This window comes from Nonomuraea sp. NPDC048901 (assembly GCF_040649695.1).
Classification (GTDB): Bacteria; Actinomycetota; Actinomycetes; order Streptosporangiales; family Streptosporangiaceae; genus Nonomuraea.
The window spans coordinates 104207-127193 of sequence record NZ_JBEZFW010000014.1; the positions used below are offsets into that span (position 1 = coordinate 104207).

Genomic DNA, 22987 nt, shown 5'->3' on the forward strand with positions numbered 1-22987 from the left:
CTTGTGCACTTCGACCAGGCGACTCGACGCGCAAATGGTCAGATCAATCGAAGGCGGCGCACTCCTGTCATGGTCGGCGCGGGCATGAAGTCCACGGGGTCGTTCGGATCGGTGCGCAGGGGGTTGAACCGGTCGAGCAGGATGTTCAGGGCGACCCGTCCCTCCAGCCGGGCCAAGGGGGCGCCCAGGCAGAAGTGGATGCCGCGGCCGAAGGCGAGATGCGGGTTGGGGTCGCGACCGGGGTCGAAGACGTCGGGGTTGGGGAACTGCCGAGGGTCTCTGTTGGCCGGTCCGGGCCAGACCATGATCAGTTGGTCGGCCGGTATCGTCACGCCGCCGAGTTCGGCTTCGCGGGTGGTGGAGCGGCCGAGGGCGGCGAACGGGGTGAAGAAGCGGAGAGATTCCTCGATGACGGCCGGGACCAATTCGCGGTCAGCCCGTACCTTGTCCTGCTGCTCGGGAAAGGCGTCCAGGCAGAGCACCGTGTTGCCGAGGAGCATTGTCGTGGTGATGTGTCCAGCGAGCAGGAGGATGATCGCGAAGTTGACCACCTGGACGTCGGGAAGGCGTTCGCCGTCCACCTCGGCCTCCACCAGCCTGGTGAGCAGGTCCGCACGCGGCTGCCGTTTGCGCTCTGCGGCATGGCCAGCGAGATAGGCGGACATTTCATGCCAGGGTCGTAGTGAGGCCTGAATGTCCGCGTTCTGTTCTTCTGTGGGCTTGGAGAGTGAGATCTTGGCGTCGCGCTGGAACAGCGCATCGGCCCACTGTTTGAACAGGGCGCGATCGCTGCTGGGCACACCGAGCAGTTCGGCGATGACGATGACCGGAAGCGGGTAGGCCAGATCAGTCACGAGTTCCAGCTGCCCGCGTTCTTGCGCCTCGTCGAGCAGTTCATGGGTGAGGGCGGCGATCCTCGGCTCGAGATCCGCGACGACCTTACGGGTGAAGGCGCTGCTGACCAGCTTGCGCAGCTTGCCGTGCTCCGGCGGGTCGATCTGGGTGATGAAACCCTCCATCGAGAATTCCTCGGCGGCAGGCATCAGGCTCTTGGGAATCACCCGCATGGTGTCGGAGGAGAACGTCGCCGGGTCCCCGAGGACCTCCTGTAGCTCCGGGTAGCCGTAGACGTTCCACATTCCGATGTCGGCGTCGTACTCGACCGGCTGACCCGATCGCGGCCCGTGCAGCCAGAAGTGCTGTTGGGGGATGTTGTACCTCTCGACGATGTCGGCCATCGCCTCTCCCTTGGTAGTGGATCCGTTTTCGGTTGGGGATCAGTTCTTGAAAGATCGAGATGTACTTCCCTGGCCACCCGGGGACGGCCCGAGGTCAGGTAGATGCGGCCATCTACATACGGCCGCCTGTCTCTCCCCGCTGCGGCGAGCACCTCAGCCGGGAAGACGCGTGCAGCTGCATCCGTGCTGGATCCCGGCGCGCGACGTCGCGGTGGACTCCGCGACGATCTCCGTGGACATGCGCGGCGAGAGCGATTTCGTGACATCGGCGCGCTTAGAGCAGGGATCGGTTTTCGCTGGCCACGTTCAGTAGCGCTGACACAGGACGCCTGGGGCCGATAACGGACGTGGTAGCGCCGTACCGGGATCTTGTGGAAGTGCGTGGGCCCTGTGGTGGTACGTGAGTCCTGTGGTGGTGCGTGGGCCCTGTGGTGGAACGTGAGTCCTGTGGTGGAACGTGAGTCCTGCGGTGGAACGTGGGCCCTGCGGTGGTGCGCAGATCCTGCCGTGGTGCCGGAAATATATGGAAATACGTTGATCTTGCAGCAGTGCCGTTAACGTGCCTAAGTGCGTTGATCATTCATTAGCGCCGCTATTGTGCGTTGGCGCGTTGATCGTACGTTGGCGAGCGGATCACGCTTTGGTGCGTGGGTCGCGTGGTGATGCCGCGAGCCTGAGGAAATACGTTGGTCCCGTGGCGGTGCGTGATGAAGGGCACATGCGCTACGCATCCGAGGTAGGGGTTCCATCGCTCACGTAGTGGTCGCTGAGGATCCTCCGTGGCGAACGACTCTCTCTCATCCCCACAGGTAGAGGATGTCGACAAGTGTTCAGGTCACCCCCTCATCGGTATGCCGCTGAAGTGGACCCTTTCCCGCGTTCATTTAGCGCTCCGATCCTCGTGACCCGACTTCTCGCGATAGTCCTGCCAGCGCAGAAGGAACTCGTTCGTGTCGTGCTCAATGAAGGCGAAGAACTCCCGAGACTCCTCCAGCCGCGCTCGCTGGTCGGGCCGGCTCTCGCCGACGATCGACAACCCGAAGTCCAACGTTTCCAGGCCGAATCCCACCCCGCCCAGCTGAACCCTCAGGACGTGTTCCCATCCCCCGCCGGCTATCTGGTAACGGTGCTCACGGCTTGACGTGGGAACACGCTCGATCATCCCGGCGCCCTCAAGCTGTCTGGCCACCGTGCTGATCGCGGTCTTGCTCACGTCGAGCTGCGCGGCCAGATCAGTGAGCGACTGGTGCGAGGGGTCGCAGATCATCAGCCACGCATACACGCGGCCCATCGTCCGCGTCCCGCCCAAACGCTCCATGACCAGACCCATTCGGTCGACGAACTCGGTCTCCTGCGGCTCCATCTATGCGAACTCCGACGTTATCGTAAAGTACGTACTTGACGAAGTGTATGCATTGCCTCGCCGTGTAGCAACAGTCCGAAGGACGCATACAAAGCCCCCGGCTTGGGCGCTGGGCGCAGATTGCGGGCTGGAGGATTGCGGGTTCGACGTCAGATGGCGACCTCTTCAGGAGCACGCCAGGTAGCGGGCCGCAGAGGTCGAGCGCGACATCACACGGCAACCTTTCCAGGAGGACATCAGGTAGCACCCCGCTAAAGTCCCAATACGACGTCAAGCAGCAGCCTTCAGGAAGGGCGTCACGCCAGGAGGGCATCACGCGACGAAGCCTTCGGGAGGACGTCACGCAGCGGGATCTTCGGGAAGACGCCAGGCAGCGTGCTGCAGAAGTCTGGTGTGACGCCACACGACGACCTCCCCAGAAGGACATTGGGCAGCAGCCCGCCGAAGCCCCGCCACGACGCCAGGTGGCAGGCGGCAGGCCCATGACTCGGGATCAGGTGACGAGGGCTTCGGGAAGATGTCAGGCGGCGGGGTCTTCAGGGAGGGCGGGTGGAGGTGGTTGGACGACGGGGACGCAGACTCGGTCGCGGCCGAGTTCTTTAGCGCGGTACAGCGCCAGGTCGGCGGCGGCGAGGAGTTCGATCAGGTCGTCGCCGTGGACGCTCATCAAGGCCACGCCTGCCGAGATGGTGACCGAGATCATCGCGTCGTCCGCCGGGACGGACATGCGGCCGATGCAGTAGCGGAGGCGTTCGGCCACTCGGCGGGCCTCGTGGATGTCGGCGCGCGGTAGGAGGACCACGAACTCCTCTCCACCGAAGCGGCCCACCACGTCGTAGTCGCGCAGTTGGCTGCGGATAGTGGCCGCGACGCCGACGAGAACCTGATCGCCGGCCAGATGGCCATGGGTGTCGTTGACTCGTTTGAAGTGGTCGATGTCGATGATCAGGAGGGCGAGCGTCTCGCCGGTGCGGCGGGCGCGGACGATCTCGGTGTCGGCCTCTCGCTGCCAGGCGGCGGCGTTCAGCAGGCCGGTCTTGGCGTCGGTGCGGGCCGCCGCCTGGAGCTGGGCGTGCAGGAGGCTGCGCTGGAGGAGGACGACCGGCGGCAAGGCGAGGAGCAAGAGGGCGAGGTTGAGCCCGCAGGCGATCGCGACCGTGACGCCGAGGCAGAGCTCCACGACGTCAAGGAGCACGTTCTCCCTGTCCCAGAGCACCTCGCGCCAGGAGATGTCGGGGTTGGCGGTGTGTGCCGCGATCGCGATGAGGATGGTGTTGAGCAGGGCGAAGAGCACGGCGGAGCCGATCGCGCAGAGGATCGGGAGTCCGTTGCCCCGCGAGAGCACCGCCGAGTCGGGTACGAGCCAGTGGAACGTCACGGACGCCGTGCAGGCCGCCAGCCCGATGACCGCCGCACTGCACACCCGGCGGTAGAGGACCGTCGCACGGACCCGCCATTGCAGCAGGACCTGCAGCACTATCGGCGCGAACAGCGAGTAGACCGGCGGCAGCAGCAACGCCACCGGCAACCACCACGCGGACAGCAGGTCGCGGGAGACACCGGCGGGCATGCCCAGACGCCTGGTGGCCTCGATGCAGACCGCGCCGCAGCCCATGAGAGCGGCGAACGTCAGTAGCTGCGGCCACCGGAGTTCGGTAGATGTCGTGAAAAAGACGGTTGCGGCGAGATTCAGGATGACGATCCCGCTCAGGTAGTAAAGAAGCGGACGACGTTGTCCGAGCAGTGGCCAACGGCCGGCCAGCGTTGAAACACCGTTGCGAGGCTTGACCGAGGCGTGACTGGTCGCCGCCATCTCGTCCCCTCCCTGACTAACGATGTGTAACACATTAATTGCGGAGTGTGCGTTGCGCGATGGGAACCAACTACGTTTGACGTTGTGACCACATACGTGCTGTAGTCGGCGAATGACCCGCTCACTCCGCGAGTGGACCGTGTTGAAAGGAGCAGCCATGGTGCAGGGCGTGACCTGGACCTGAGAGACGCTCTAGCAATCTGACACCCCGGCAACACCATCGGCCGAATTTTCGGTGCCACCCCGTGGGGCTTCATGGCATCACCGCGTACGGCCGGTGACCCCTCCCTTCCTTCCCGCTCTCACCTGCGGGCGCATGAGCGGGCACCGGCTTGATCGACCGATGCTCCGCTCATGCGTGAGCCGTTGTGCAGCAGAGCCCGCTACGCCGCCGCTCGGTCCTGGCTCGCTACGCCGCCGCTGCTCGATGCTGGCCCGCTACGCCGTCGCCACTCGGTCCTCGCCCGTTATGGCGCCGCCTGGTCCTCGCCCGCTACACCGCCGCTCGCTCCTGGTCCGTTATGCCGCTGCTCGCTCCTCCGTCGGCCAACCAGCGTCCTCCGCCTCGGTCTCGTTGTCGTCGGCACCCAGGATCCGTACGGTCGCGCCGCCGCTCCTGCCTGCCGGAGACGGAGCACCTCGGGACTGGGACCGCGTCGACGCCGCCCTTGCTGACGTGACATCTGTTGACGCCGCAACTGTTGACGCGGTGCTGGTTAGTCCGGCGCCTGGCGCAGAGCCAGTTGATGCGGCACCCGTTGATACCGCACCTATCGACGCCGCAGCCATTGGCTCGGCGTGGGCGGGCGCGAGATCGGTTGACGAACCGCTGGTGGGCGAGGTGGCGCTCGGCGAAGAGGCGGAATGCTTGGTGTTGGGCTGCTTGGTGGCTGCGGGGCCGCTCCGCTTGGTGGCGGCTCCCGTAGCGGGGCTTTCGAGGGCGCGGGTGCTACGGGAGCCGGTGCCGAGCACGCTGGCGGATATCTGGTCCTTGATGCTGCGAGTCGGCGCATGCCCCTCCTCGGACGTGCCGCTCTCCTCGGACGTGTGGGGCGGTGAAGCCGGGTGGTTCTGCTGTGATGCCGTGCGGTCCCCCGGTACCAGAACTTCGTCTGCCAGCACCGGCCCGGTCGGCCTGGCCGCGGCGACGGCTGGCGGCTCCGCTGGACGGTCAGGGCCGCTCTTCTGCTCCTCCGCGACGCGGGGGGCGGAGCCTTCATCCATCCGGGCATCTACTCGGGCGGTCACCCGGGTTGTCGTGAGGCGGTCGGGGGCGGGCTTGGCGCCCATGGCCCAGTCCTGGGTTTCCTCGTCCAGGCGGTCGCGCATCTCCTTGCTCACCGAGCCGGTGCCGCCGCCGCGCTCCGGCTTGGCGAAGACGCCTGTGCCCCAGCGCAGGTCGTGGCCCACCGAGCTGGCCTCGACCTCGGGCATGAAGCGCCGGTCGCCCTCGGGGCCGAACTCTCTGATACGGAGTTTGCCGGAGACGACCACGGGCTGTCCTACCTGCACGGATTTGGCGACGTTGTCACCGAGGGCACGCCAGCAACGGACCGCGAAGCACACTCGCTCCCCGTCGGCCCACTGTCCGGTCCTCTTGTCGAAGTAACGGTGGGTGGTGAGCACCCGGAGTGAGGTCACCCTGGCACCGTCGTCGAAGCTGTATTGGCGTGGCTCTGCTGCGACGTTGCCGGTGAGTGTGATGTAGATGTCGTTCATCCCGTTGCCTCCACTGTGGCGGGCGGGGTGCCCGCGGCCTGGGAGTACGGTGCCTCAGGTAGGCGTGGGCGGGCGGGGCCGAACGGGGTTCTGTGGATAGCGTCGCCTTGAGGACAGTTGCCTGTGGACGAAGCCACCTCTGAGGTGACTGCCCGTGGACAAGTCACCCCTGTGGGAACTGCCCGTGGAATGGGGCCATCCCTGGGACGGCTTCCCGTGGAGCGAGACGGTCTCTGGGACGGCTTCCCTTGGAGAGAGCCGCCCCTGTCGTAACTGCCCGTGCACGAGGCTGCCCCAAGACGGCTGCCCACGAAAGAGGCCAGGCGAGCGCCCCGAAAGCCGACCACGCACAGCACCGCGAGAAAACCGACCGCACTCAGCGCCGTAAGAGAAAAGCCATCCAGCCTACTGAGGACTCAGCCGGACAGCCCACGCATGGCGCTGTAGAAGGCGTGGTGGCGGCTCAGTTCGCGTTCCACCGGCTCCACCACCATGGTCTCCGACACCGCCGCCACCCGACGGCGCATCTCCCGTTCCAGGCGTTCGCGTTCCCTCGATGCCCCGAGTACGACGAAGTTGCGTGACGCGATGCCCGACAGTGCCCCCAACCCCAGTACGGAGGCCATCATCAGCCCTACCCAGGGCAGCGCGGCGCTGTCGCCGAGCAGTTGGAGGGACGGGGGGAGTTGGCCGGGGACGGTCAGCCCCACCGCCAGCCAGGCGAGTCCGCCGATGAAGGCGCCGACCAGGAAGTACTGCCAGATCTTCAGGATCCGCCACCAACCCGGCACCCGGTCGAGCTCCGGCGCGACCTCCGTGAGGTCCTCGGTCAGCACCTTGGGCAGCTGGCTGGAGCGGGAGCGGGCCGCGCGGTGCACCGCCGTACGCCACACCGGGTGCATCCCGACCGACAGCCCGTCGGCGAGTGCCTGGACGGCGTTGGACACCTCGGCGGCCTGCGCGCTCACCGAACCGGTCGTGATGCCGCGGATCTCGTCGCTGACATCCTCCAGGCGCAGCGACTTGAGCGGGTCCGGACGGAACTTGGCCAGCCAGCGCGGGTACGGCCAGCCCACCCAGCGGCTCGACCGCTCGGCGTAGACGTTCTCCATGGCCTCGCCCACGGCCGGAACGCCCACGGCGTCGCAGAGCGCGTCCGTCAGGCCGAGCCTGCGGGCCTCGTCGACCGACGCCGGCGCGGAGAGGGCCTCGCCGACCGGCATGGTCTCGGTGAGACGCCGCTCCAGCCGGCGCAGGTCGGCTTCGATCTTGTGGATGGCCGCCCGCCGCCGGGAGACCGCGCCCGAGATGACGCTCTTGAGGCTGTCGATGCCCCGGCCGCTGACCGCCGAGGTGGGTACCACGCTGGGATGTTCGACGCCTTCGCGGCGGAGCAGGTCGTTGAGGTCGATGACCAGCTCGGCGAGCTCCTCGGTGGACAGCTTGTCGGCCTGGTTGAGCGCGAACACGGTCATCGCGTCGTGCCCGGCCAGGTCGGTGACGTAGCGCCGGTGCGTGGAGGCGTCCGCGTACTTCTGCGGGTCGAGCACCCACACCACCAGGTCGGCCAGGCCGATGAGCCGGTCGGCCTCGGTGTCGGTGAGTGCCCGGATCGAGTCGTGGTCGGGCAGGTCGAGCAGGATCAGCCCGTGGAGCTGGCTCTCACCCTTGTCCAGCGCGCTGGCGCGGGCGAAGCGGTGGCGCCACTGGATCTGCAGCCAGTCGAGCAGCGGCGCGGCGCCTTCCAGCCCCCAAACGCAGGCGTGGGTACGGGCCGTGGTGGGCCTGCGTACGCCCGTCGGCGAGAGCTCCAGCCCGGAGATCGCGTTGAACAGCGACGACTTCCCGCTGCCGGTGCCACCGGCAAGGGCGACCACAGTGTGCTCCGACGACAGCTTGAGCCGGTCGCCGGCCCGCGTCAGCAGCGCGCTCGCCTCGGAGAGCACCTTCTGGTCGAGCCGACCCGGCCCGAGCTCAACGACCTTGGTCAGGGCGGTCAGCCGCGGAGCCAGGCCCGGCCTGGTGGTGACGGCGGTCATCGAGCGACCTCGAGGTTGTACGTCGCCTGGTAGAGGCGGGTCGCGGTGGACTCGTCGGGTATCCCGGCCGAGTCGAGCGCTTGCACGTAACGCATGGATTCCTCGTCGAACAGCATGCCGATCCTGGCTCGCAGGTCACTGAGCGCCTTGGCGCCGATGCCGCGCAGCGACTCGGCGCCGAGCAGGGCATTGACCAGCCGGTGCGGCAGGCCTTCGACGGTGCCGCCGCTGAACATCGCAACCATGAAGATCAACGATAGCGAGTCGGCATCGAACGACACGAACTTGGACACCGACCGCTTGGCCACACCCTCCGTGCGTACGAGCTCCGTCACGTGCTCCTGCCAGGCGGAGATGGCCCGGGTGGCATGCCGTACGAGCTCGTCGGAAGGCCGTTCGAGGCCCGCCCCGATCGTGCCGCCCACCTCCGAGCGGTGCCGCCAGCGGGCGACCACCTCCTCGGCGGCGCGGTGGGCGGCGGCGACGATCACCGACTCCAGACCGGCGCGCAGCGCCGCGCGGAACGCCGTGACGCGCTCGGGCGCCTGCCTGCTCGACCTGCCCCGCTTGCGGAACTGGATCGTGCGCATGAGGTCGCCGGACCCGGCGAAGTCCTGCCAGCGGGCCAGCACCTCACCGTGGACGAGCATGCCGTTCCTGGTCGCCTTGTCGATCTCGGCGAGCGCGCTCATGTAGGCCGCCTCCACGTCCGCGCGCAGCTCGGTGCGGAACGCGACCTGCCCCTCCAGATGCCTGGCCAGGGCGGGGACGCGGGTACGGAAGCTGTCGAGCACACCGTTGAGCGTCTCGTGTACGGCCTGCGCGCGGCGGTCCTCGTCGACGGAGAGCTCGGCCAGCCAGAGGCGCAGATCGGTCATCTCATGATCGGGCAGCCTGCCGTCGACGACCTTCGTCTCGCCGATGACGAACCGGTCGACCTCGCCCAAGCCGTATTCGGTGAGCATCCGGATGAAGTGCTTCAGTACGACCTCACGCGCCTTCGGCTGGACCCGTGAGAGCACGATGGCCAGCCGGGCACCGCGCTCCTTGGCCAGCCGCAGGAGGTTCCAGGCGGGGGCGTCGGCGTAGCGGGCGGCGGTGGTCACGAAGATCCACAGGTCCGCGGCGTCGAGCATGCGGTGGGCGATCTCGTGGTGCTCCTCGACGACCGAGTCGATGTCGGGGGTGTCGAGTAGCGCGACGCCCTGCGGCAGCTTCTCGGTCGCGACCACGACCAGGCTGCCGATGCCGTCCTCGGGCGACGGCTTGTCGATCCGCCGCATGCCGCCGAGCAGGTCGCCCTTGGTGAACCACTGCCGGTCGTCCGGGTGGCAGACCAGCACGGGGATGCCGGTGGTGGGCCGTCGTACGCCGGTGCGGGAGATGTTCTTCTCGGCGAGGGAGTTGACCAGCGTGGACTTGCCCGCGCCGGTCGAGCCCGCGACCACGATGAGGGCGGGCGCGGTGTTCGTCCGTACTCGCGGGAGCACGTAGTCCTTGAGCTGGGCGAGCAGGTCGGCGCGGGCCTGCCTGGCCTCGGCCGCGCCCGGCAGGTCCAGGCCGAACCGCAGGTCGGACACGCTCTCGCGGAGCGCGTCGAGCGCCGCCGTCAGCGCGGCGACCATCTCGGGGGGCAGCGGCTCGACCCGCCGGACGGGGGGCCGCTCGGCTGCGGCTTGCTCCGCGCCGACGGGCTCCGCAGGAGCCACGGGCTCAACCGGCTCAGCGTGTACGGCCTGCGCGTTCGAGACTTGTTCGGCCCGCGCGTCATCCGAATCCTGTCCGGCCTGCGAGTCGTCTGAGCCCTGTTCGGCCTGCGGGTCCGGGAAGTGGAAGTGCCACGCGGACGGCTCCGGGCGGACATCCGCCGACCCCTCAGGCTCGTCATCAGCGAGGCGAAGGTCGTCGTCCGCGGGCTCATCGCCCCCGGGATCGGCCAACGCGGCCGACTCCACCAACTCGGCCCACGCCTCAGCCTCCGACAACGCCTCGGCATCGCCCGAAGGCTCCTCGTCGAAAGACGCCTCGGCAACACCAAGAGCCTCTTCGTCAGACAGCGCTTCAGGCTCGTCCGACGGCTGCTCATCGGACGGCACTTCAGGCTCGACAGATGGCTGCTCGTCAGACGGCGCTTCAGGCTCGACAGACGGCTGCTCATCGGACGGCGCCTCAGGCTCATCAGTCGGTGGCTGGTCAGACGACACCTCAGCCTCGTCGGAGGGCTCGTCTGACGACGCATCAGCCTCGTCAGACGGCTCGTCGCCGGACGGCGACGCCCCGAGCTCCGCCGGCTCGCCGGGCGACTCCCCAGCCGAGCCCGAGCCCGAAGCCTCCTCGTCAGCAGCGGATGCCGCCGCCGGCGCCGCGGACTCGTCCGTGAAGGCGCGGAAGCTCAACGTCTGCTCCCCGGGCGACTCCTGCCGCCCGTCATCCATGGCCGTGTTCACGGCAGGCGCTCCGCTCTGACCATCTCGACCTCCTGGCCGACCCTTACGACGTCGCCGACGATGACGATCGCCGGCGGCCGTATACCAGCCGCGGACACGCGGTCGGCCACGCTGGAAAGTGGAGCCACAACCGCCCGCTGGGTCGGAAGAGTACCGTCCTGTACCACCATTACGGGAGTCTCCGGAGGGCGTCCATCTCTCAGGAGTGCCTCGGCCACTTTCGCCAGCCTCTCGACGGCCATCATGAGCACCAGCGTGCCCTGCGAACGGGCCAGCCCCGGCCAGTCGACGGTCGACCGGGCGTCGTCCGGCGCGACGTGCACGGAGATCACGTGAAACTCCTGGCTGACCCCGCGATGCGTCACCGGGACCCCGGCCGAGGCGGGCACCGCCACAGCGCTGGTGATGCCGGGAACCACGAGCACCGGGATGCCCGCCTGGGCGCAGGCGATCATCTCTTCGCCGCCGCGCCCGAACACGAACGGGTCGCCGCCCTTGAGCCGGACCACGAACTTGCCCTGCCTGGCCCGGTCGACGAGCAACTCGTTGATGGTCTCCTGCGACAGGGACCTGCCGTAGGGGACCTTGGCGGCGTCGATGAGCTCGACGTCGGGCGCCAGCTCGTCGAGCAGGGCGCGGGGCGCGAGCCGGTCGGCGACCACGACGTCGGCCTGCGCGAGGAGCTGCCGGCCGCGCACGGTGATCAGCCCGGGATCGCCGGGGCCGCCGCCGACCAGGGCGACGCCGACGGGCTTGGTGCGGCTGCGGCGGGCGTCGACCGTGCCGTCGCGCAGCGCGCCCACGACCGCGTCCCTGATGCCGGCCGCCCTGCGCGGGTCGCCGCCGGCGGTCACGGCCACGGTGATCTCGTCCACCCGCCCGGAGGCGGGCGTCCAGGCGGCGGAGGCGTCCTTGTCGTCGGCGCGCACGCACCAGATCCGCTTGGCCTCGGCCTCGGCCGCGACGGCGGTGTTGACGGACTTGTCGTCGGTGCACGCCTGGACGAGCCAGGCTCCGTCGCAGTCGCCGACCTCGTAGGGGCGGGCGTGCCAGGTGACCCGGCCGGTGGCGATCAGGTCGTCGAGAGCGGGGGTGACGCTCGTGGACACCACGGTGACCTCGGCGCCTGCCTCCAGCAGCGCGGGCACCCTGCGCTGCGCGACGCGCCCGCCGCCCACGACGAGGACCCTGCGCCCGGAAAGCCGCAGGCCGAGGAGGTAGGGGCCCATGCTGGGGAATCTCCCGTTCGCGAAGCTTGGTGTGTTAAGAGGTAAACCTACCGGGTCTTACCGAGAGATTTATCGGCCGTCAAGAAGCGGCTGGTGAGGATCCCAGCGGGGCCCGCCATTATCGTCCTTCCGGCGTCTGGCCATCGCTGACAGCGCCTCAAGGATAACCCGGTTCCCGAGGAACGCGGTGATGTCCGCGTGATCGTACGGCGGAGCCACCTCGACCACCTCCATACCGGCCACCGGCAGTTCGTAGCAGATCCGCCGGACCGAGTCGAGGAGCTGCCTGGCCGACAGCCCGCCCGGCTCGGGGGTGCCGGTGCCGGGGGCGTGACCGGGGTCGCAGACGTCGATGTCGACGGACAGGAAGATCTGGTCGCACTCGTCGAGCGCGATGCCGAACGCCTCCGTCAGGCACTCTTCGAGCCCTCGGGTGACGATCTCGGTCATCTCGTACGAGCGCATGTTCTGCTCGGCCATCCAGCCGAGCGTCTCGGGACCCGGCCAGTAGCCGCGCAGCCCGATCTGCAGGAACCGGTCGCCGCGGATGGCGCCGGACTCGATGAGGCGGCGCATGGGCTGGCCGTGGCCGTACAGGTGGCCGAAGGCGATGTTGCCCGTGTCGGCGTGCGCGTCGAAGTGGATCATCGACGTCCGGCCCGGCTCGTACGCCCTGGAGGTGCCCCTGGCGTCGGGCAGCGCGACCGTGTGGTCGCCGCCCAGGACGAGCGGCACGGCCCCGGAGGCGGCGACGCGGTGGACCGCGTCCTCGATGGCGGCCAGTGAGGACTCGACGTCGCCGGAGTAGCACTCGACGTCGCCCGCGTCGAGCACGCGCAGGTCCCGCAGCGCGTCGACGCGCAGGGCCAGACTGGGCCTGGAGCCGTCGTGCGGCAGGTAGCAGGCCTGGCGCAGGGCCATCGGGCCGAACCTGGCCCCGGGACGGTTGGAGGTGCCACCGTCGAACGGAGCCCCGATGATCACGACGTCGGCACCCGCGTACGTCGCGGGGTCGCCGACATCGCACCGCTCGACGCCGAGGAAGGTGATATCGGGGCCGTACATGGGGCCGTATCTCGACATGGCCCCATCATCACACGTGTTTTTCGGTCACTCCCGCAGAGTCGAAGGTGGCGACCTCGTGCATGACGCGTACGGCGGCGCAGACGAGCGGGTAGGCGAGCAGCCCGCCGGTGCCCTCCCCCAGCCGCAGCTCCAGGTCCACCATGGGGCGCAGGCCGAGGTGTCCGAGGGCGGCGGTGTGGCCCACCTCGGCCGAGCGGTGCCCGGCGACGCAGTGGTCCAGCGCGGCGGGGTCGAGCGCCGCGGCCACGAGGGCGGCCGCCCCGGCGATGACTCCGTCGAGGATCAGCGGCACGCGGGCCGCGGCGCCGCCGAGGATGAAGCCCACCAGCGCCGCGTGCTCGAACCCGCCCACGGCGGCCAGGGCCCGCAGGGCGTCGTTGGGCAGGGACATGACGGAGTTGACGCCGTTCACCCGGAGCGCCTCACGGATCACGCTCACCTTGCGGGCGTGCGTCTCGTCGTCGATCCCGGTCCCCCTGCCCGTCACGTCGGCCGGGTCCCGGCCGGTGAAGGCGGAGATCAGCGCGGCGGAGGCGGTGGTGTTGGCGATGCCCATGTCGCCGGTGATCAGGCAGCGGGCGCCGCCCGCCACCAGCTCGCGGGCCACCGAGATGCCGGCTTCCAGAGCTTGTACGGCCTGATCCACCGTCATGGCCGGCCCCGCCGCCAGGTCGGCCGTACCGTAGCCGATCTTCCGCTTCACCAGGCCCGGCGCGTCGGGCAGGTCCGCCGCGACGCCCACGTCGACCACGGTCACCGTCGCGCCGACCTGCTTGGCGAAGGCGTTGGCCACCGCGCCGCCCGACAGGAAATTGGCCACCATCTGGATCGTGACCTCCTGCGGCCACGGGGTGACGTTCCGGGCGTGGACGCCGTGGTCGGCCGCGAAGATGGCCAGGGCCGCCGGGGTCGGCATGGGCGGCGGGGTGGTGCCCGCGGCGCCCGCCAGACGTACCGCGACCTCTTCCAGCGCGCCGAGCGAGCCGCGCGGCTTGGTGAGACGGTCCTGGTAGGCCCGAGCGTCGGCGATGGCGCGCGGGTCGGCGGGGTGAATCGCGGCGAGCGTCTCAGCGAGCACGGCTTACCTCCGAGTAGGGGTCAGGGGACCAGTTGGAGCGCTTCCTCGTAACGGTCGATGACGACATCGGCCAGGGTCTCGCAGTCGCCGATCACCTCGGCGCAACGGATGTCGAGATCGGGGTGGCCGGCGCCGTAGGCCAGCGCCTGCGCCCACACGCGCTCCAGCATCCCGCCCGCGAACAGCAGGTACGGGACGACGATCACCCGCTTGGCGCCCAGCCGGCGGCAGCGCTCGAGCCCGCCGGGCACCCCGGGCGGTGTGACCGAGACGAAGGCGGTCTCGACCGTCATGAAGTCGTAGGCGTGCGTCTCCCAGAACAGCCGCGAGACGCGGTGGATCTCGGCGTTGGCCGCCGGGTCGGTGGAGCCCTCGCCGACCAGGACGACCGCGGTCTCTCCCGGCTCGACGTGGAGGGGCAGCTCGATGGCCGCCGAGTCGACGGCGCGCAGCCGCGGCCGGCCGCCGACCAGCTCCAGCGGGCGCAGCTTGGGCATCTCGGTGGCGGCGTCGTTGAGGCGCTCGGCCAGCAGCGCGAGCACGCGGGGGTCGGGCCCCAGCGGGCGGCCGTAGTCGCACATGAGGGTCGGGTGGCGTTCCTGCACCCTGGCCATGGCGGCGGGGAACTCCGCGCCCACCCGGCTGAGGCTCAGCGGCAGCGCCACCAGCCGGTGGTGTCCGCGAGCGACCAGGGAGGCGACGGACTCGCTGACCCGTGGCGTGGCGCGCTCCAGATAGCCTCCGGAGACGTCGGCGGCCCGCTGGTCCAGGCGGCAACGGAGCCTGTGGACGAACCTGCCGAACTCGGCGGAGTCGGCGTCATCGTTCGAGCCCTGCCCGATGAGCAGGAGCGGGGGCTTCATTGAGGGAATCTCCGGTGCGTAGGCAAGACACGCGAGGATAACCGATGCGTGCCGGTTGAAACAGGTCACGCCACACGCGAGGGGGTCGCGTGTACGACGAAGACAGGGTCGGCCGCGGCCAGGCTATGCGATCCGTCCGGCTGAATGGTGAGCTTTGAGGCGATTATCTGCGTGCCCTCGGCACGATAGCCGTGCTCGCGGAGCCGGTCGAGCACCGCGGAGACCCGTTCGACCGTCTTCAGCGCGCAGACCAGCGTGCGCGGCCGGCGGGCGGCGCAGGCCACGATGACGTCGGCCCCGCCCCCGCCGACGAAGACGGCGTCGGGGTCGGGCAGCGGTTCGAGCGCGGGTGGCGCCTGTCCCCTGGCCAGGGCCACTTTGACGCCGTGTTCGAGCACGGTGGCGCGCAGCCGGGCGCAGGCCGCCTCGTCCCGCTCGACGGCCACGACGGCGGCGCCGAGCCGGGCGCACTCGACGGCGATCTCGCCGGAGCCGGCGCCCACGTCCCAGACCAGGTCGCCGAGCCGGGGGCCGAGCTTGGCCAGGATGTACGCCCTGACCTCGGCCGGTATCGAGCTCTCGAACGGCAGCGCCCATTCGGCCGGCCCCGGCTGCGCGCCCGCCACCCAGCCGGGCTCCCTGGCCTGGTGGAGGGGGTCGATGACGAGCACCACGTCGGGGTCCTTCCACGGCCGGGTGGTGGCCTCGCCCATGCGGCTGTGGGTGACCCGCTCGTCGGGTCCGCCGATGTCCTCGCAGACGATCAGCTCGCGCGGGGTCGTCGGAGCCAGCTCGCGGGCGATGTCGCCGGGCCCGACGCCGGGCGCGACCAGCAGGGCCACCTTGGGGTGCGCCCTGCAGGCGTTGACGACCCGGTTGAGCTGGTGCGGGCCGGCCGGGGCGACGACGAGCGCGTCCTCCCAGTTGAGCCCGGCGCAGGCGAAGGCGCGGGTGACGAGCGAGGTGGCGGGGAGTACGTCGGGCTTGAGCCCGTGGGCGCGCAGCCTGCGTACCACGCCGAAGAAGCCGGGATCACCCTCGGCGACGACCACGGCGGCGCCCTGGCCCTGTTCGAAGTGGCTGTCGAGGGTCTGGAGGAGCGACCCGTCGGCCACGACCGAAGCGGTCAGCCTGAGCTGCCCGATGATGGCGTCCGGCCCCACCACGAGCGTCGCCCCGCGCAGCCGCTCGACCGCCCTGGCCGACAGCTCCGATCCGTCCCACCCGACCACTGTGATCATGCGCACCACCGCCTCACCACTAAGGGTGACGGGTGCCGCGGTGTTTCACAAAGGGTACGAACGCCTGTCCGGTGTGCCTGTCCGCACGAACCACCCCGTCCTGTCCGGCCGGACCGGTGAGATCCGTCACGCCAGATCGGCCGGTGTGAGGCTGTAGACGACCAGGTCACGCCCCTGGAGCGCGTTGCGTGCCACGCCCTCGCGGACGAAGCCCGCTTTCTCCGCCACCCGCTGCGAGGCCACGTTGGTGACCGCCGCCCGCAGTTGCAGCCGTCCGAAGCCCTGCGTGACGAACAGCCAGCGGGCGATCGCCAGCACGGCCTCCCCCGCGTACCCCTGGCCGCGGGCCCAGGGCGCGGTCATGTAGCCGACCTCCGCCGATCTGTTGACCCAGTCGGCGTCCCTGAGGTCCACGTTCGCCACGAAACGGCCGCCGGCCAGCTCCTCCACGGCGTAGGCGATCCCCTGTCCCCTGATCCGGATCCGCTCGGCGGCGCCGATGAACGCGCGGGCGTCCGCCACCGTGTAGCCGCGCGGCAGCCCGGTCTCGGCCTGGGTGAGCGGGTCGGCGCCCGTGGCCGCCAGGTCCGCCACGTCGGCCTCGGCCGGCTGTCTGAGCAGCAGCCGCCGGGTACGCAGCTCGGTGCGGGGCAGCGTGTCGCACGGGACGCGGCTGTCGCCGCGCAGCAGGCCGAACATCACCAGATCGTGCGGCCCGTCGTCCTCCATCGCGGCGTCCCGGAGCACGCCTTCCCAGGTGAAGCCCGCTTTCTGTGCGACGCGCAGCGAGGCCAGGTTGTCGAGGTTGGCCGTCAGGTCGATCCTGCGCAGCTCCGTGGTGGCGAACACCCACTCGACCAGCCCGCGTACGGCTTCGGGCGCGAACCCGCGGCCCCGGTAGAGGGGGTGCACGCCGTACCCGACCTCGGTCGTTCCCGCGCCCCACGCGGTCTTGAACAGGCTGATGGCGCCCACGACGCGGTCGTCGGCGTCGGCCATCGCCAGGTGCACGCCCTGCCCGGAGCGGCGCAGCTCGTGCACGCCGGTCTTGAGCCACTGCGCGATGCCCGACACCTTGGCGGGGGTGCCGGGCGGCAGGAACTGGGCACCGGACTGCACGATCGAGCGGATCCGGTCGGCGTCCGAGACGCCGAAAGGCCGGAGCACGAGCCGCGCGGTGGTGATTCTCACACCGGGATCGAACACCCTCGGCAGGGTACACAGCCGCGATGTTTGCCCATGAAAGCGGGGGTAGGTCGCCCTAGAGAGGAGTGAGACCACCATGGAATGTGGCAGCGCCGAACACCTTGACGAGAAGCGCGAGCGCGAGAGGGGCGGCGGCCCCACGCACGCCGAGGGCGCCGAGCTCTTCGAATGGGTCAATGACACCTCTTTCCCCTCATCCAGGGAGGACCTGCTGCGGCACGCCGAGCACCGGCACGCGCCCGACGAGGTGCTGGAGCTGCTGCACTCGCTCCCGGAGCGGCAGTACCACACCATTGGGCAGGCCACGGAGGCGCTTGGGCTCAGCATGGAGAAGCGGAGGTGGTGAGTGGTGCGGCTCGACTTCATCCGGCCGCTCTATGAACGCCGCGGGCCGTACGCCTCGGTCTATCTGAGCACCCTCGCCGGGCGCGACCGCGAGAAGCACTGGCACGACCTGCGCGCCCAGCTCCGCGGCGAGGTGGACCCGGACACGCTCGACGCTCTGGAAGCGGAGGCGGCGGGCTCGGTGGCCGCGCGGGTGATGTTCGCCACCCATGGCGACGTGGTGCTGGCTGAGACGCTCGCCGAGGCGCCGGAGCTGGCCGCGTACAGTCCGCTGCCCCTGGTCACGCCCATGCTGATGCTGCGCGGGGAGAACCTGCCGCACCTGCGGGCCATCGTGGACCATTCGGGCACCGAGCTGACCGTCTTCGGCAGCGGCTCCCCCCGGCGGGCCACCGTGGCACCCACCCCGTGGCCGCTGCACAGGACCAGCTGGGGTGGCTGGTCGCGGAAACGGTTCGAGCGCGACATGGAGGAGACGTGGGAGGAGAGCGCGAAGGCCGTCGCGCACGAGATCGACGAGCAGGTCCGGCGGCTCGGCCTCGAACTCGTCGTGGTGGCCGGCGATCCGAAGTCGCGTTCGCTGGTCTGCGATCATCTCGGTACGAAGTCCGTGGACCGCGTGATGATGGTCGAACACGGCAGCCGCGCCGACCACGAGCAGTTCGCACGAGACGTCGAGACCGCGCTCGACTCCTACCTCGACCGCCGGCGGGCGGAGCTGCTCGACCGCTACCGGGAGACCGGCGGGCCCACCGGGCTGGCCGAGGTCGCGCACGCCCTGCGGGAGGGCAGGGTGCACGCGGTGCTGATGCCGGGCAAGGTGACCAAGCCCATGTGGATCGGCGGCGGAGGCGGCACGCAGCTGGCCACCGCCCCCGAAGAGCTACGCGGCTGGGGGGTGGAGGATCCGGTGCCGGAGCGCGCGGACTCCGCGCTGACCAGAGCCGCGACCATGACGGACGCCGAGCTGTGGTTCAGCCCGGAGATCTCGGACGCGGCGGCGGTCATCAGGTACTGATGATCACTTCCAGCGTCCGCGGCCCGTGTACGCCCTCGACCCGGTTGAGCTCGATGTCGCTGGTGGCCGACGGGCCGCTGATCCAGGTCAGCGGGCGGACCGGGTCGAGCCGGGCGACCGCCTCGGGGACGCCGGCCACGATCTGGTCCGCGCGGACCACGCACAGGTGGTAGTCGGGCACCAGCGTCTGCGCCCGGCGGCCCTGGCCGGGGCCGGAGTCGAGGACGATCGTGCCGGTCTCGGCGACGGCCACCGCGCAGCCGGTGATCACCCCGTCGGCGGCGTCCAGCTCGGCCACGGAGCCGCCCGCGACGGCGCCGGGCACCTGCCACTCCGGCGGCAGCCCGTCGGGCACGACCATCCGGCGGCCGGCCACCAGCTCGGCCACCTTGCCGGGCACCTCGGCCGCGGGCAGCACGTGCACGACGGCGCGGTAGTCGTCCACCCGCTCGGCGAACAGCCCCACGAGGTCTTCTACCTGCGTGGCCGTACGGTAGCCGCGCGGGATCGTCACCTCGGGGGCGCCTGCCACGGCTCGGCGGACCCTGGCCAGGATCTCGTCACGCGCGCTCATTCCGCTCCCACCAGTCTCTGAATGATTCTTCCGGGATCTCCGGCAGGTCCCGGGTGTCGGTCCAGGCCGACAGGGGGCCCGGCAGGCGTTTCGGCACCACCTTGCGGAAGCGGGTGGCCAGGCGTTGCGCCTTCGCCAGCCGTACCTCGTCGTTGAGTATCCAGCCCGCGACGCGCATGCCCGCCCGCTCGGCCGGCGCGTGGTGGACCTTGGCGCGCAGGTCCACGAGCACCTCGGGGATGTCGATCGCGACCGGGCACACCTCGTAGCAGGCGCCGCAGAGGCTGGAGGCGTACGGCAGCGAGGCGTCCAGCTCCGACGACATGCCCCTGAGCTGCGGGGTGAGGATCGCGCCGATCGGGCCCGGGTAGACCGAGCCGTAGGCGTGGCCGCCCGCGCGCTCGTAGACCGGGCAGACGTTCAGGCAGGCCGAGCAGCGGATGCAGCGCAGCGCCTGGCGGCCCACCTCGTCGGCGAGCACGTTCGTGCGGCCGTTGTCGAGGAGCACCAGATGGAAGTCCTGGCCCTCGGCCGAGCCGGTCCACATGCTGGTGTAGGGGTTCATGCGCTCGCCGGTGGAGCTGCGCGGCAGCAGCTGCAGGAAGACCTCGAGGTCGCGCCAGGAGGGCAGCAGCTTCTCGATGCCGACCACGCTGATCAGGGTCTCCGGCAGCGTAAGGCACATCCGGCCGTTGCCCTCGGACTCCAGCACCACCAGCGTGCCGGTCTCGGCGATCATGAAGTTGGCGCCCGAGACGGCGACCTTGCTCTTGAGGAAGCGTTCGCGCAGGTGCAGCCGGGCGGCCTCGGCCAGCGCGCGCGGCTCGTCGGTGAGGTCCGCCGGGACCGGGCGCATCTTGTCGAGGAAGATCTCGCGGATCTCGGCCCGGTTGCGGTGGATCGCGGGCACCAGGATGTGGCTCGGGAAGTCGTCGCCGAGCTGCACGATCAGCTCGGCCAGGTCGGTCTCGTAGGCGGTGATGCCCTGGGCGGCCAGCGCGTCGTTGAGCCCGATCTCCTGGGTGGCCATCGACTTGACCTTGACCACCTCGCTCTCGCCCGTGGCCTGGATCAGCCGGGTGACGATGCGGTTGGCCTCGTCGGCGTCGCGGGCCCAGTGGACGTGGCCGCCCGCCCTGGTCACGGCCTCCTCCAGCTGGAGGAGGTAGCGGTCGAGGTGGCGTAGGGTGTCGTCCTTGATCGCCTTGCCGGCCGCGCGGAGCTCCTGCCAGTCGGGGAGCTCGCCGACGACGTTCGCGCGCTTGCCGCGGATGGTGTGCGTGGCCTTGCGGAGGTTGTAGCGGAGCTGAGAGTTCTGTACGGCCTCCGCCGCATTTTTCGGGAAATTTCCTGGCATGCCGAGGAATGTCGCGCTCATTGGGCACCGCCCTCTTCCGTGGAGGCGAGGATCTCGGCGAGATGCATGACCCGGACACCGGTCCGCTGACGGCCGAGCGTGCCGCCGATGTGCATCAGGCACGAGTTGTCGGCCGCGCACAGCACCTCCGCGCCCGTGTCGAGCACGCTGCGCGCCTTGTCGGCGCCCATGGCGGCGGAGACGGCCGGGTTCTTGACCGAGAAGGTGCCGCCGAAGCCGCAGCACTCCTCGGCCGCCGGGAGCGGGACCAGCTCCAGACCCCGGACGTTCTGGAGGAGCCTGGTCGGACGGTCGCCGAGGTGGAGCCCGCGCAGCGAGTGACACGTCGGGTGATATGTCACTCGATGTGGGAAATATGCGCCTACGTCGTCGACTTTGAGGACGTCGAGCAGGAACTCGGACAGCTCGTAGACCTTGGGCGCGACCTCGGCGATCGCCGCCGCTCCCCTGCTCCCCTGCCGGACCAGCTTGGGATACTGCTCGCGCACCATGGCGGCGCACGATCCGGACGGCGCGACGACCGCGTCGTACCCGGCGAACACCTCGGTGAAGCGGCGCGCCAGCCGTACTCCCTCGTCGCGGTAGCCCGTGTTGACGTGCATCTGGCCGCAGCACGTCTGGGCGGTGGGAAAGTCCACCTCGCAGCCGAGCCTGCGCAGGAGCGACACGACGGCCTTGCCGGTGCCGGGGAAGAGCGTGTCGTTCACGCACGTGATGAACAGGGCGACTCGCACGGCTCTCCTTCCGATGTATGGTCTGACCACAGTATGGTCTGACCATATCGAAGCCGCACGAGGGGGACAATGGTGGCCGACTGGCAGCCCGTCCGGCGGACCCGTACGTTCGAGGACGTCATCGCACAGATCGAACGGCGCATCGCCGAGGACGGTCTCAAGGCGGGCGACCGGCTGCCCGCCGAGCGCAGCCTCGCCGAGCAGCTGGGGGTCAGCCGCTCGTCGGTACGGGAGGCCATGCGCGTGCTGGAGACGCTCGGCGTGGTGTCATCGCAGGTGGGGCGGGGTCCGGATGCCGGGGCGGTGCTGACCTCCCGCCCCGACACGGCGCTCACCGATCTGCTCCGGCTGCATCTGGGACTGGCCAGCCTGGAGCTGCGCGAGGTGATCGACACCCGGCTGATGATCGAACGCTGGGCGGCGGCCCGCGCCGCCTCGGCCGGATCCGACACCTCCGGCCTCGCCACGGCCCTGGCGGGCATGGACGCGGCGACGTCGGCCGAGGAGTTCGTCGAGCACGACACCGCCTTCCACTGCGCGCTGGCCGACGCGTCGGGGAACCGGCTGATCGCGGCCATCATGCGGTCGCTGCGCGACTCGATGAGACGCTACGCGGTGGAGGCGGTGACGCGGCTCGGCGACACGTCCGTGCTGCGCGCCGACCACGAACGCATCCTCGCGGCCGTACGGGCGGGCGATCCCGACGAGGCCGCGAACGCGGTCGCCGAGCACCTCGCCCACGCCTACCCCTCCCTTAGCTGAAAGCGGCCCGGTGGTCCTGGACCCAGGACTCGTAGGAGGTGGCCGGGCGGCCCAGCACCGACTGGACGTCGTCCGAGAGATGCGGCCAGCCCACCTCCTTGAGCATGGTCCAGCCCGTCGCCGCGACCGCGACCAGGCTCGGATCGGCGCCCGAGGCGAGCATCTGCTCCTTGGCCGCCTCGATGGGGATCTCGGCGGTCTCCAGGGGGCGGCCGAGCACCTTGGCCAGGATCGCCACCTGGTCGGGGACGCTGAGCAGTTCCGGGCCCGTGAGGTCGTAGGTGCGCGAGTCGTGCGCGCTCGTCGTGAGAGCGGCCACCGCCACGGCCGCGACGTCGCGCGGGTCGATGATGGGCTGCGTGCCGTCGCCGGTGAAGTTGGGGATCGGGCCGCCCGACCTGACGGCTTCCGCCCAGCCCAGCGAGTTGGAGGCGAAGCCGGCCGGGCGCAGCATGGTCCACGACATGCCGCTCGCCTTGATGGCCTCCTCGCCCGGCACGTGCCACGACCTGACATCGCCGGGATCGTCGGAGTCGCCCGTGCCGATGGCCGAGAGCTTCACCACCTTCTTGACGCCCGCCGCCACGGCCGCCTCGATCATGGCCTGGTCGTGCTCCTTCAGCCGCCCGCCGAATCCGGTCAGCAGGAGGGCGGCCGACACGCCCTCGAACGCCCGCCGCAGCGATCGCGGGTCTTCGAAGTCGGCCTGGACGGCTTCGCCGCCGGGCGCGCGGGACAGGTCCCGGGTCATCGACCGTACGGCCTCGCCGCGCTCGATGAGCAGGCGGGCGGTCTGACTGCCTATGGTGCCCGTGGCACCGGTGATCAGAATCATGTCAGCCAGGCTGACAGCG

General features: G+C 70.0%; 19 protein-coding genes. 3 read left to right on the forward strand and 16 right to left on the reverse strand.

Annotated elements, in window-relative coordinates:
• Window positions 1-38 precede the first annotated feature (38 nt).
• The 12 genes from AB0C30_RS39280 to AB0C30_RS39335 all read right to left on the reverse strand — a co-directional run bounded on the left by AB0C30_RS39280 (window position 39) and on the right by AB0C30_RS39335 (window position 17307).
• Entirely contained in the window at window positions 39-1238 is a 1200-nt protein-coding gene (locus tag AB0C30_RS39280) for a cytochrome P450 (protein ID WP_357953585.1), read from the reverse strand.
• An 880-nt stretch (window positions 1239-2118) separates the two neighbouring features.
• Window positions 2119-2601 (reverse strand): MarR family transcriptional regulator, encoded by a 483-nt coding sequence (locus AB0C30_RS39285; RefSeq protein WP_357953587.1) that lies wholly within the window; start codon window positions 2599-2601, stop codon window positions 2119-2121.
• Between the two features lie 520 nt (window positions 2602-3121).
• Window positions 3122-4414, reverse strand: coding sequence for a GGDEF domain-containing protein (locus AB0C30_RS39290; protein ID WP_357953589.1), 1293 nt, complete (start codon window positions 4412-4414; stop codon window positions 3122-3124).
• Window positions 4415-4933: 519 nt separating this feature from the next.
• Complete coding sequence (locus AB0C30_RS39295) at window positions 4934-6133, reverse strand: single-stranded DNA-binding protein (RefSeq protein ID WP_357953591.1); 1200 nt, start codon at window positions 6131-6133, stop codon at window positions 4934-4936.
• A gap of 416 nt (window positions 6134-6549) precedes the next feature.
• Window positions 6550-8172 (reverse strand): ABC transporter, encoded by a 1623-nt coding sequence (locus AB0C30_RS39300; RefSeq protein WP_357953593.1) that lies wholly within the window; start codon window positions 8170-8172, stop codon window positions 6550-6552.
• A complete protein-coding gene (locus tag AB0C30_RS39305) occupies window positions 8169-10619 on the reverse strand; it encodes a dynamin family protein (protein WP_357953595.1) in 2451 nt (816 codons plus the stop codon). Before AB0C30_RS39305 ends, AB0C30_RS39300 begins: the two co-directional genes overlap by 4 nt.
• Window positions 10616-11848 carry a uroporphyrinogen-III C-methyltransferase gene (gene cobA / locus AB0C30_RS39310; protein WP_357953596.1) on the reverse strand — a complete coding sequence of 411 codons (1233 nt, stop codon included), beginning with the start codon at window positions 11846-11848 and terminating at the stop codon, window positions 10616-10618. Before cobA ends, AB0C30_RS39305 begins: the two co-directional genes overlap by 4 nt.
• Before the next feature lie 69 nt (window positions 11849-11917).
• Window positions 11918-12931 (reverse strand): agmatinase, encoded by a 1014-nt coding sequence (gene speB, locus AB0C30_RS39315; RefSeq protein ID WP_357953598.1) that lies wholly within the window; start codon window positions 12929-12931, stop codon window positions 11918-11920.
• 10 nt (window positions 12932-12941) lie between these two features.
• Window positions 12942-14012: a nicotinate-nucleotide--dimethylbenzimidazole phosphoribosyltransferase gene (gene cobT / locus AB0C30_RS39320; protein WP_357953600.1), complete on the reverse strand. Its 1071-nt coding sequence runs from the start codon at window positions 14010-14012 to the stop codon at window positions 12942-12944.
• A 20-nt stretch (window positions 14013-14032) separates the two neighbouring features.
• On the reverse strand, window positions 14033-14875 hold the full coding sequence (locus AB0C30_RS39325; protein ID WP_357953601.1) for a sirohydrochlorin chelatase: 843 nt from the start codon (window positions 14873-14875) through the stop codon (window positions 14033-14035).
• Between the two features lie 65 nt (window positions 14876-14940).
• Window positions 14941-16116 (reverse strand): SAM-dependent methyltransferase, encoded by a 1176-nt coding sequence (locus AB0C30_RS39330; RefSeq protein ID WP_357953603.1) that lies wholly within the window; start codon window positions 16114-16116, stop codon window positions 14941-14943.
• A 126-nt stretch (window positions 16117-16242) separates the two neighbouring features.
• Window positions 16243-17307, reverse strand: a complete 1065-nt coding sequence (locus tag AB0C30_RS39335) for a GNAT family N-acetyltransferase (protein ID WP_357953605.1) — start codon at window positions 17305-17307, stop codon at window positions 16243-16245.
• Window positions 17308-17398: 91 nt separating this feature from the next.
• On the opposite strand from AB0C30_RS39335, the gene AB0C30_RS39340 reads away from it, so the two are divergent.
• On the forward strand, window positions 17399-17668 hold the full coding sequence (locus AB0C30_RS39340) for a DUF2795 domain-containing protein (protein ID WP_357953607.1): 270 nt from the start codon (window positions 17399-17401) through the stop codon (window positions 17666-17668).
• A 3-nt stretch (window positions 17669-17671) separates the two neighbouring features.
• A complete protein-coding gene (locus AB0C30_RS39345) occupies window positions 17672-18685 on the forward strand; it encodes a Vms1/Ankzf1 family peptidyl-tRNA hydrolase (RefSeq protein WP_357953609.1) in 1014 nt (337 codons plus the stop codon).
• Here the strand turns inward: AB0C30_RS39345 and AB0C30_RS39350 are convergent.
• From AB0C30_RS39350 to AB0C30_RS39360, 3 genes are read right to left on the reverse strand one after another with little or no spacing between them, the layout of a single operon-like run.
• Window positions 18675-19259: a lactate utilization protein C gene (locus AB0C30_RS39350; protein WP_357953610.1), complete on the reverse strand. Its 585-nt coding sequence runs from the start codon at window positions 19257-19259 to the stop codon at window positions 18675-18677. The genes AB0C30_RS39345 and AB0C30_RS39350 overlap by 11 nt on opposite strands.
• Window positions 19246-20637 (reverse strand): lactate utilization protein B, encoded by a 1392-nt coding sequence (locus AB0C30_RS39355; RefSeq protein WP_357953611.1) that lies wholly within the window; start codon window positions 20635-20637, stop codon window positions 19246-19248. Before AB0C30_RS39355 ends, AB0C30_RS39350 begins: the two co-directional genes overlap by 14 nt.
• Window positions 20634-21371 carry a (Fe-S)-binding protein gene (locus tag AB0C30_RS39360; protein ID WP_357953613.1) on the reverse strand — a complete coding sequence of 246 codons (738 nt, stop codon included), beginning with the start codon at window positions 21369-21371 and terminating at the stop codon, window positions 20634-20636. The genes AB0C30_RS39355 and AB0C30_RS39360 overlap by 4 nt, the downstream gene beginning before the upstream one ends.
• 69 nt (window positions 21372-21440) lie before the next feature.
• On the opposite strand from AB0C30_RS39360, the gene AB0C30_RS39365 reads away from it, so the two are divergent.
• Entirely contained in the window at window positions 21441-22133 is a 693-nt protein-coding gene (locus AB0C30_RS39365) for a FadR/GntR family transcriptional regulator (RefSeq protein ID WP_357644562.1), read from the forward strand.
• On the opposite strand, the gene AB0C30_RS39370 is transcribed toward AB0C30_RS39365, so the two are convergent.
• A complete protein-coding gene (locus AB0C30_RS39370; protein ID WP_357953616.1) occupies window positions 22126-22968 on the reverse strand; it encodes an NAD(P)H-binding protein in 843 nt (280 codons plus the stop codon). The genes AB0C30_RS39365 and AB0C30_RS39370 overlap by 8 nt on opposite strands.
• Between the last annotated feature and the right edge of the window lie 19 nt (window positions 22969-22987).

What these genes read in the sequence shown, in the direction of transcription:
- AB0C30_RS39295 (WP_357953591.1), bottom strand. Translation starts at nt 6,133, where the DNA reads ATGAACGACATCTACATCACACTCACCGGCAACGTCGCAGCAGAGCCA.
- AB0C30_RS39285 (WP_357953587.1), bottom strand. Translation starts at nt 2,601, where the DNA reads ATGGAGCCGCAGGAGACCGAGTTCGTCGACCGAATGGGTCTGGTCATG.
- AB0C30_RS39325 (WP_357953601.1), bottom strand. Translation starts at nt 14,875, where the DNA reads ATGAAGCCCCCGCTCCTGCTCATCGGGCAGGGCTCGAACGATGACGCC.
- AB0C30_RS39280 (WP_357953585.1), bottom strand. Translation starts at nt 1,238, where the DNA reads ATGGCCGACATCGTCGAGAGGTACAACATCCCCCAACAGCACTTCTGG.
- AB0C30_RS39300 (WP_357953593.1), bottom strand. Translation starts at nt 8,172, where the DNA reads ATGACCGCCGTCACCACCAGGCCGGGCCTGGCTCCGCGGCTGACCGCC.
- AB0C30_RS39330 (WP_357953603.1), bottom strand. Translation starts at nt 16,116, where the DNA reads ATGATCACAGTGGTCGGGTGGGACGGATCGGAGCTGTCGGCCAGGGCG.
- speB (WP_357953598.1), bottom strand. Translation starts at nt 12,931, where the DNA reads ATGTCGAGATACGGCCCCATGTACGGCCCCGATATCACCTTCCTCGGC.
- AB0C30_RS39350 (WP_357953610.1), bottom strand. Translation starts at nt 19,259, where the DNA reads ATGAGCGCGCGTGACGAGATCCTGGCCAGGGTCCGCCGAGCCGTGGCA.
- AB0C30_RS39370 (WP_357953616.1), bottom strand. Translation starts at nt 22,968, where the DNA reads ATGATTCTGATCACCGGTGCCACGGGCACCATAGGCAGTCAGACCGCC.
- AB0C30_RS39355 (WP_357953611.1), bottom strand. Translation starts at nt 20,637, where the DNA reads ATGAGCGCGACATTCCTCGGCATGCCAGGAAATTTCCCGAAAAATGCG.
- AB0C30_RS39340 (WP_357953607.1), top strand. Translation starts at nt 17,399, where the DNA reads ATGGAATGTGGCAGCGCCGAACACCTTGACGAGAAGCGCGAGCGCGAG.
- AB0C30_RS39365 (WP_357644562.1), top strand. Translation starts at nt 21,441, where the DNA reads ATGGTGGCCGACTGGCAGCCCGTCCGGCGGACCCGTACGTTCGAGGAC.
- AB0C30_RS39290 (WP_357953589.1), bottom strand. Translation starts at nt 4,414, where the DNA reads ATGGCGGCGACCAGTCACGCCTCGGTCAAGCCTCGCAACGGTGTTTCA.
- cobA (WP_357953596.1), bottom strand. Translation starts at nt 11,848, where the DNA reads ATGGGCCCCTACCTCCTCGGCCTGCGGCTTTCCGGGCGCAGGGTCCTC.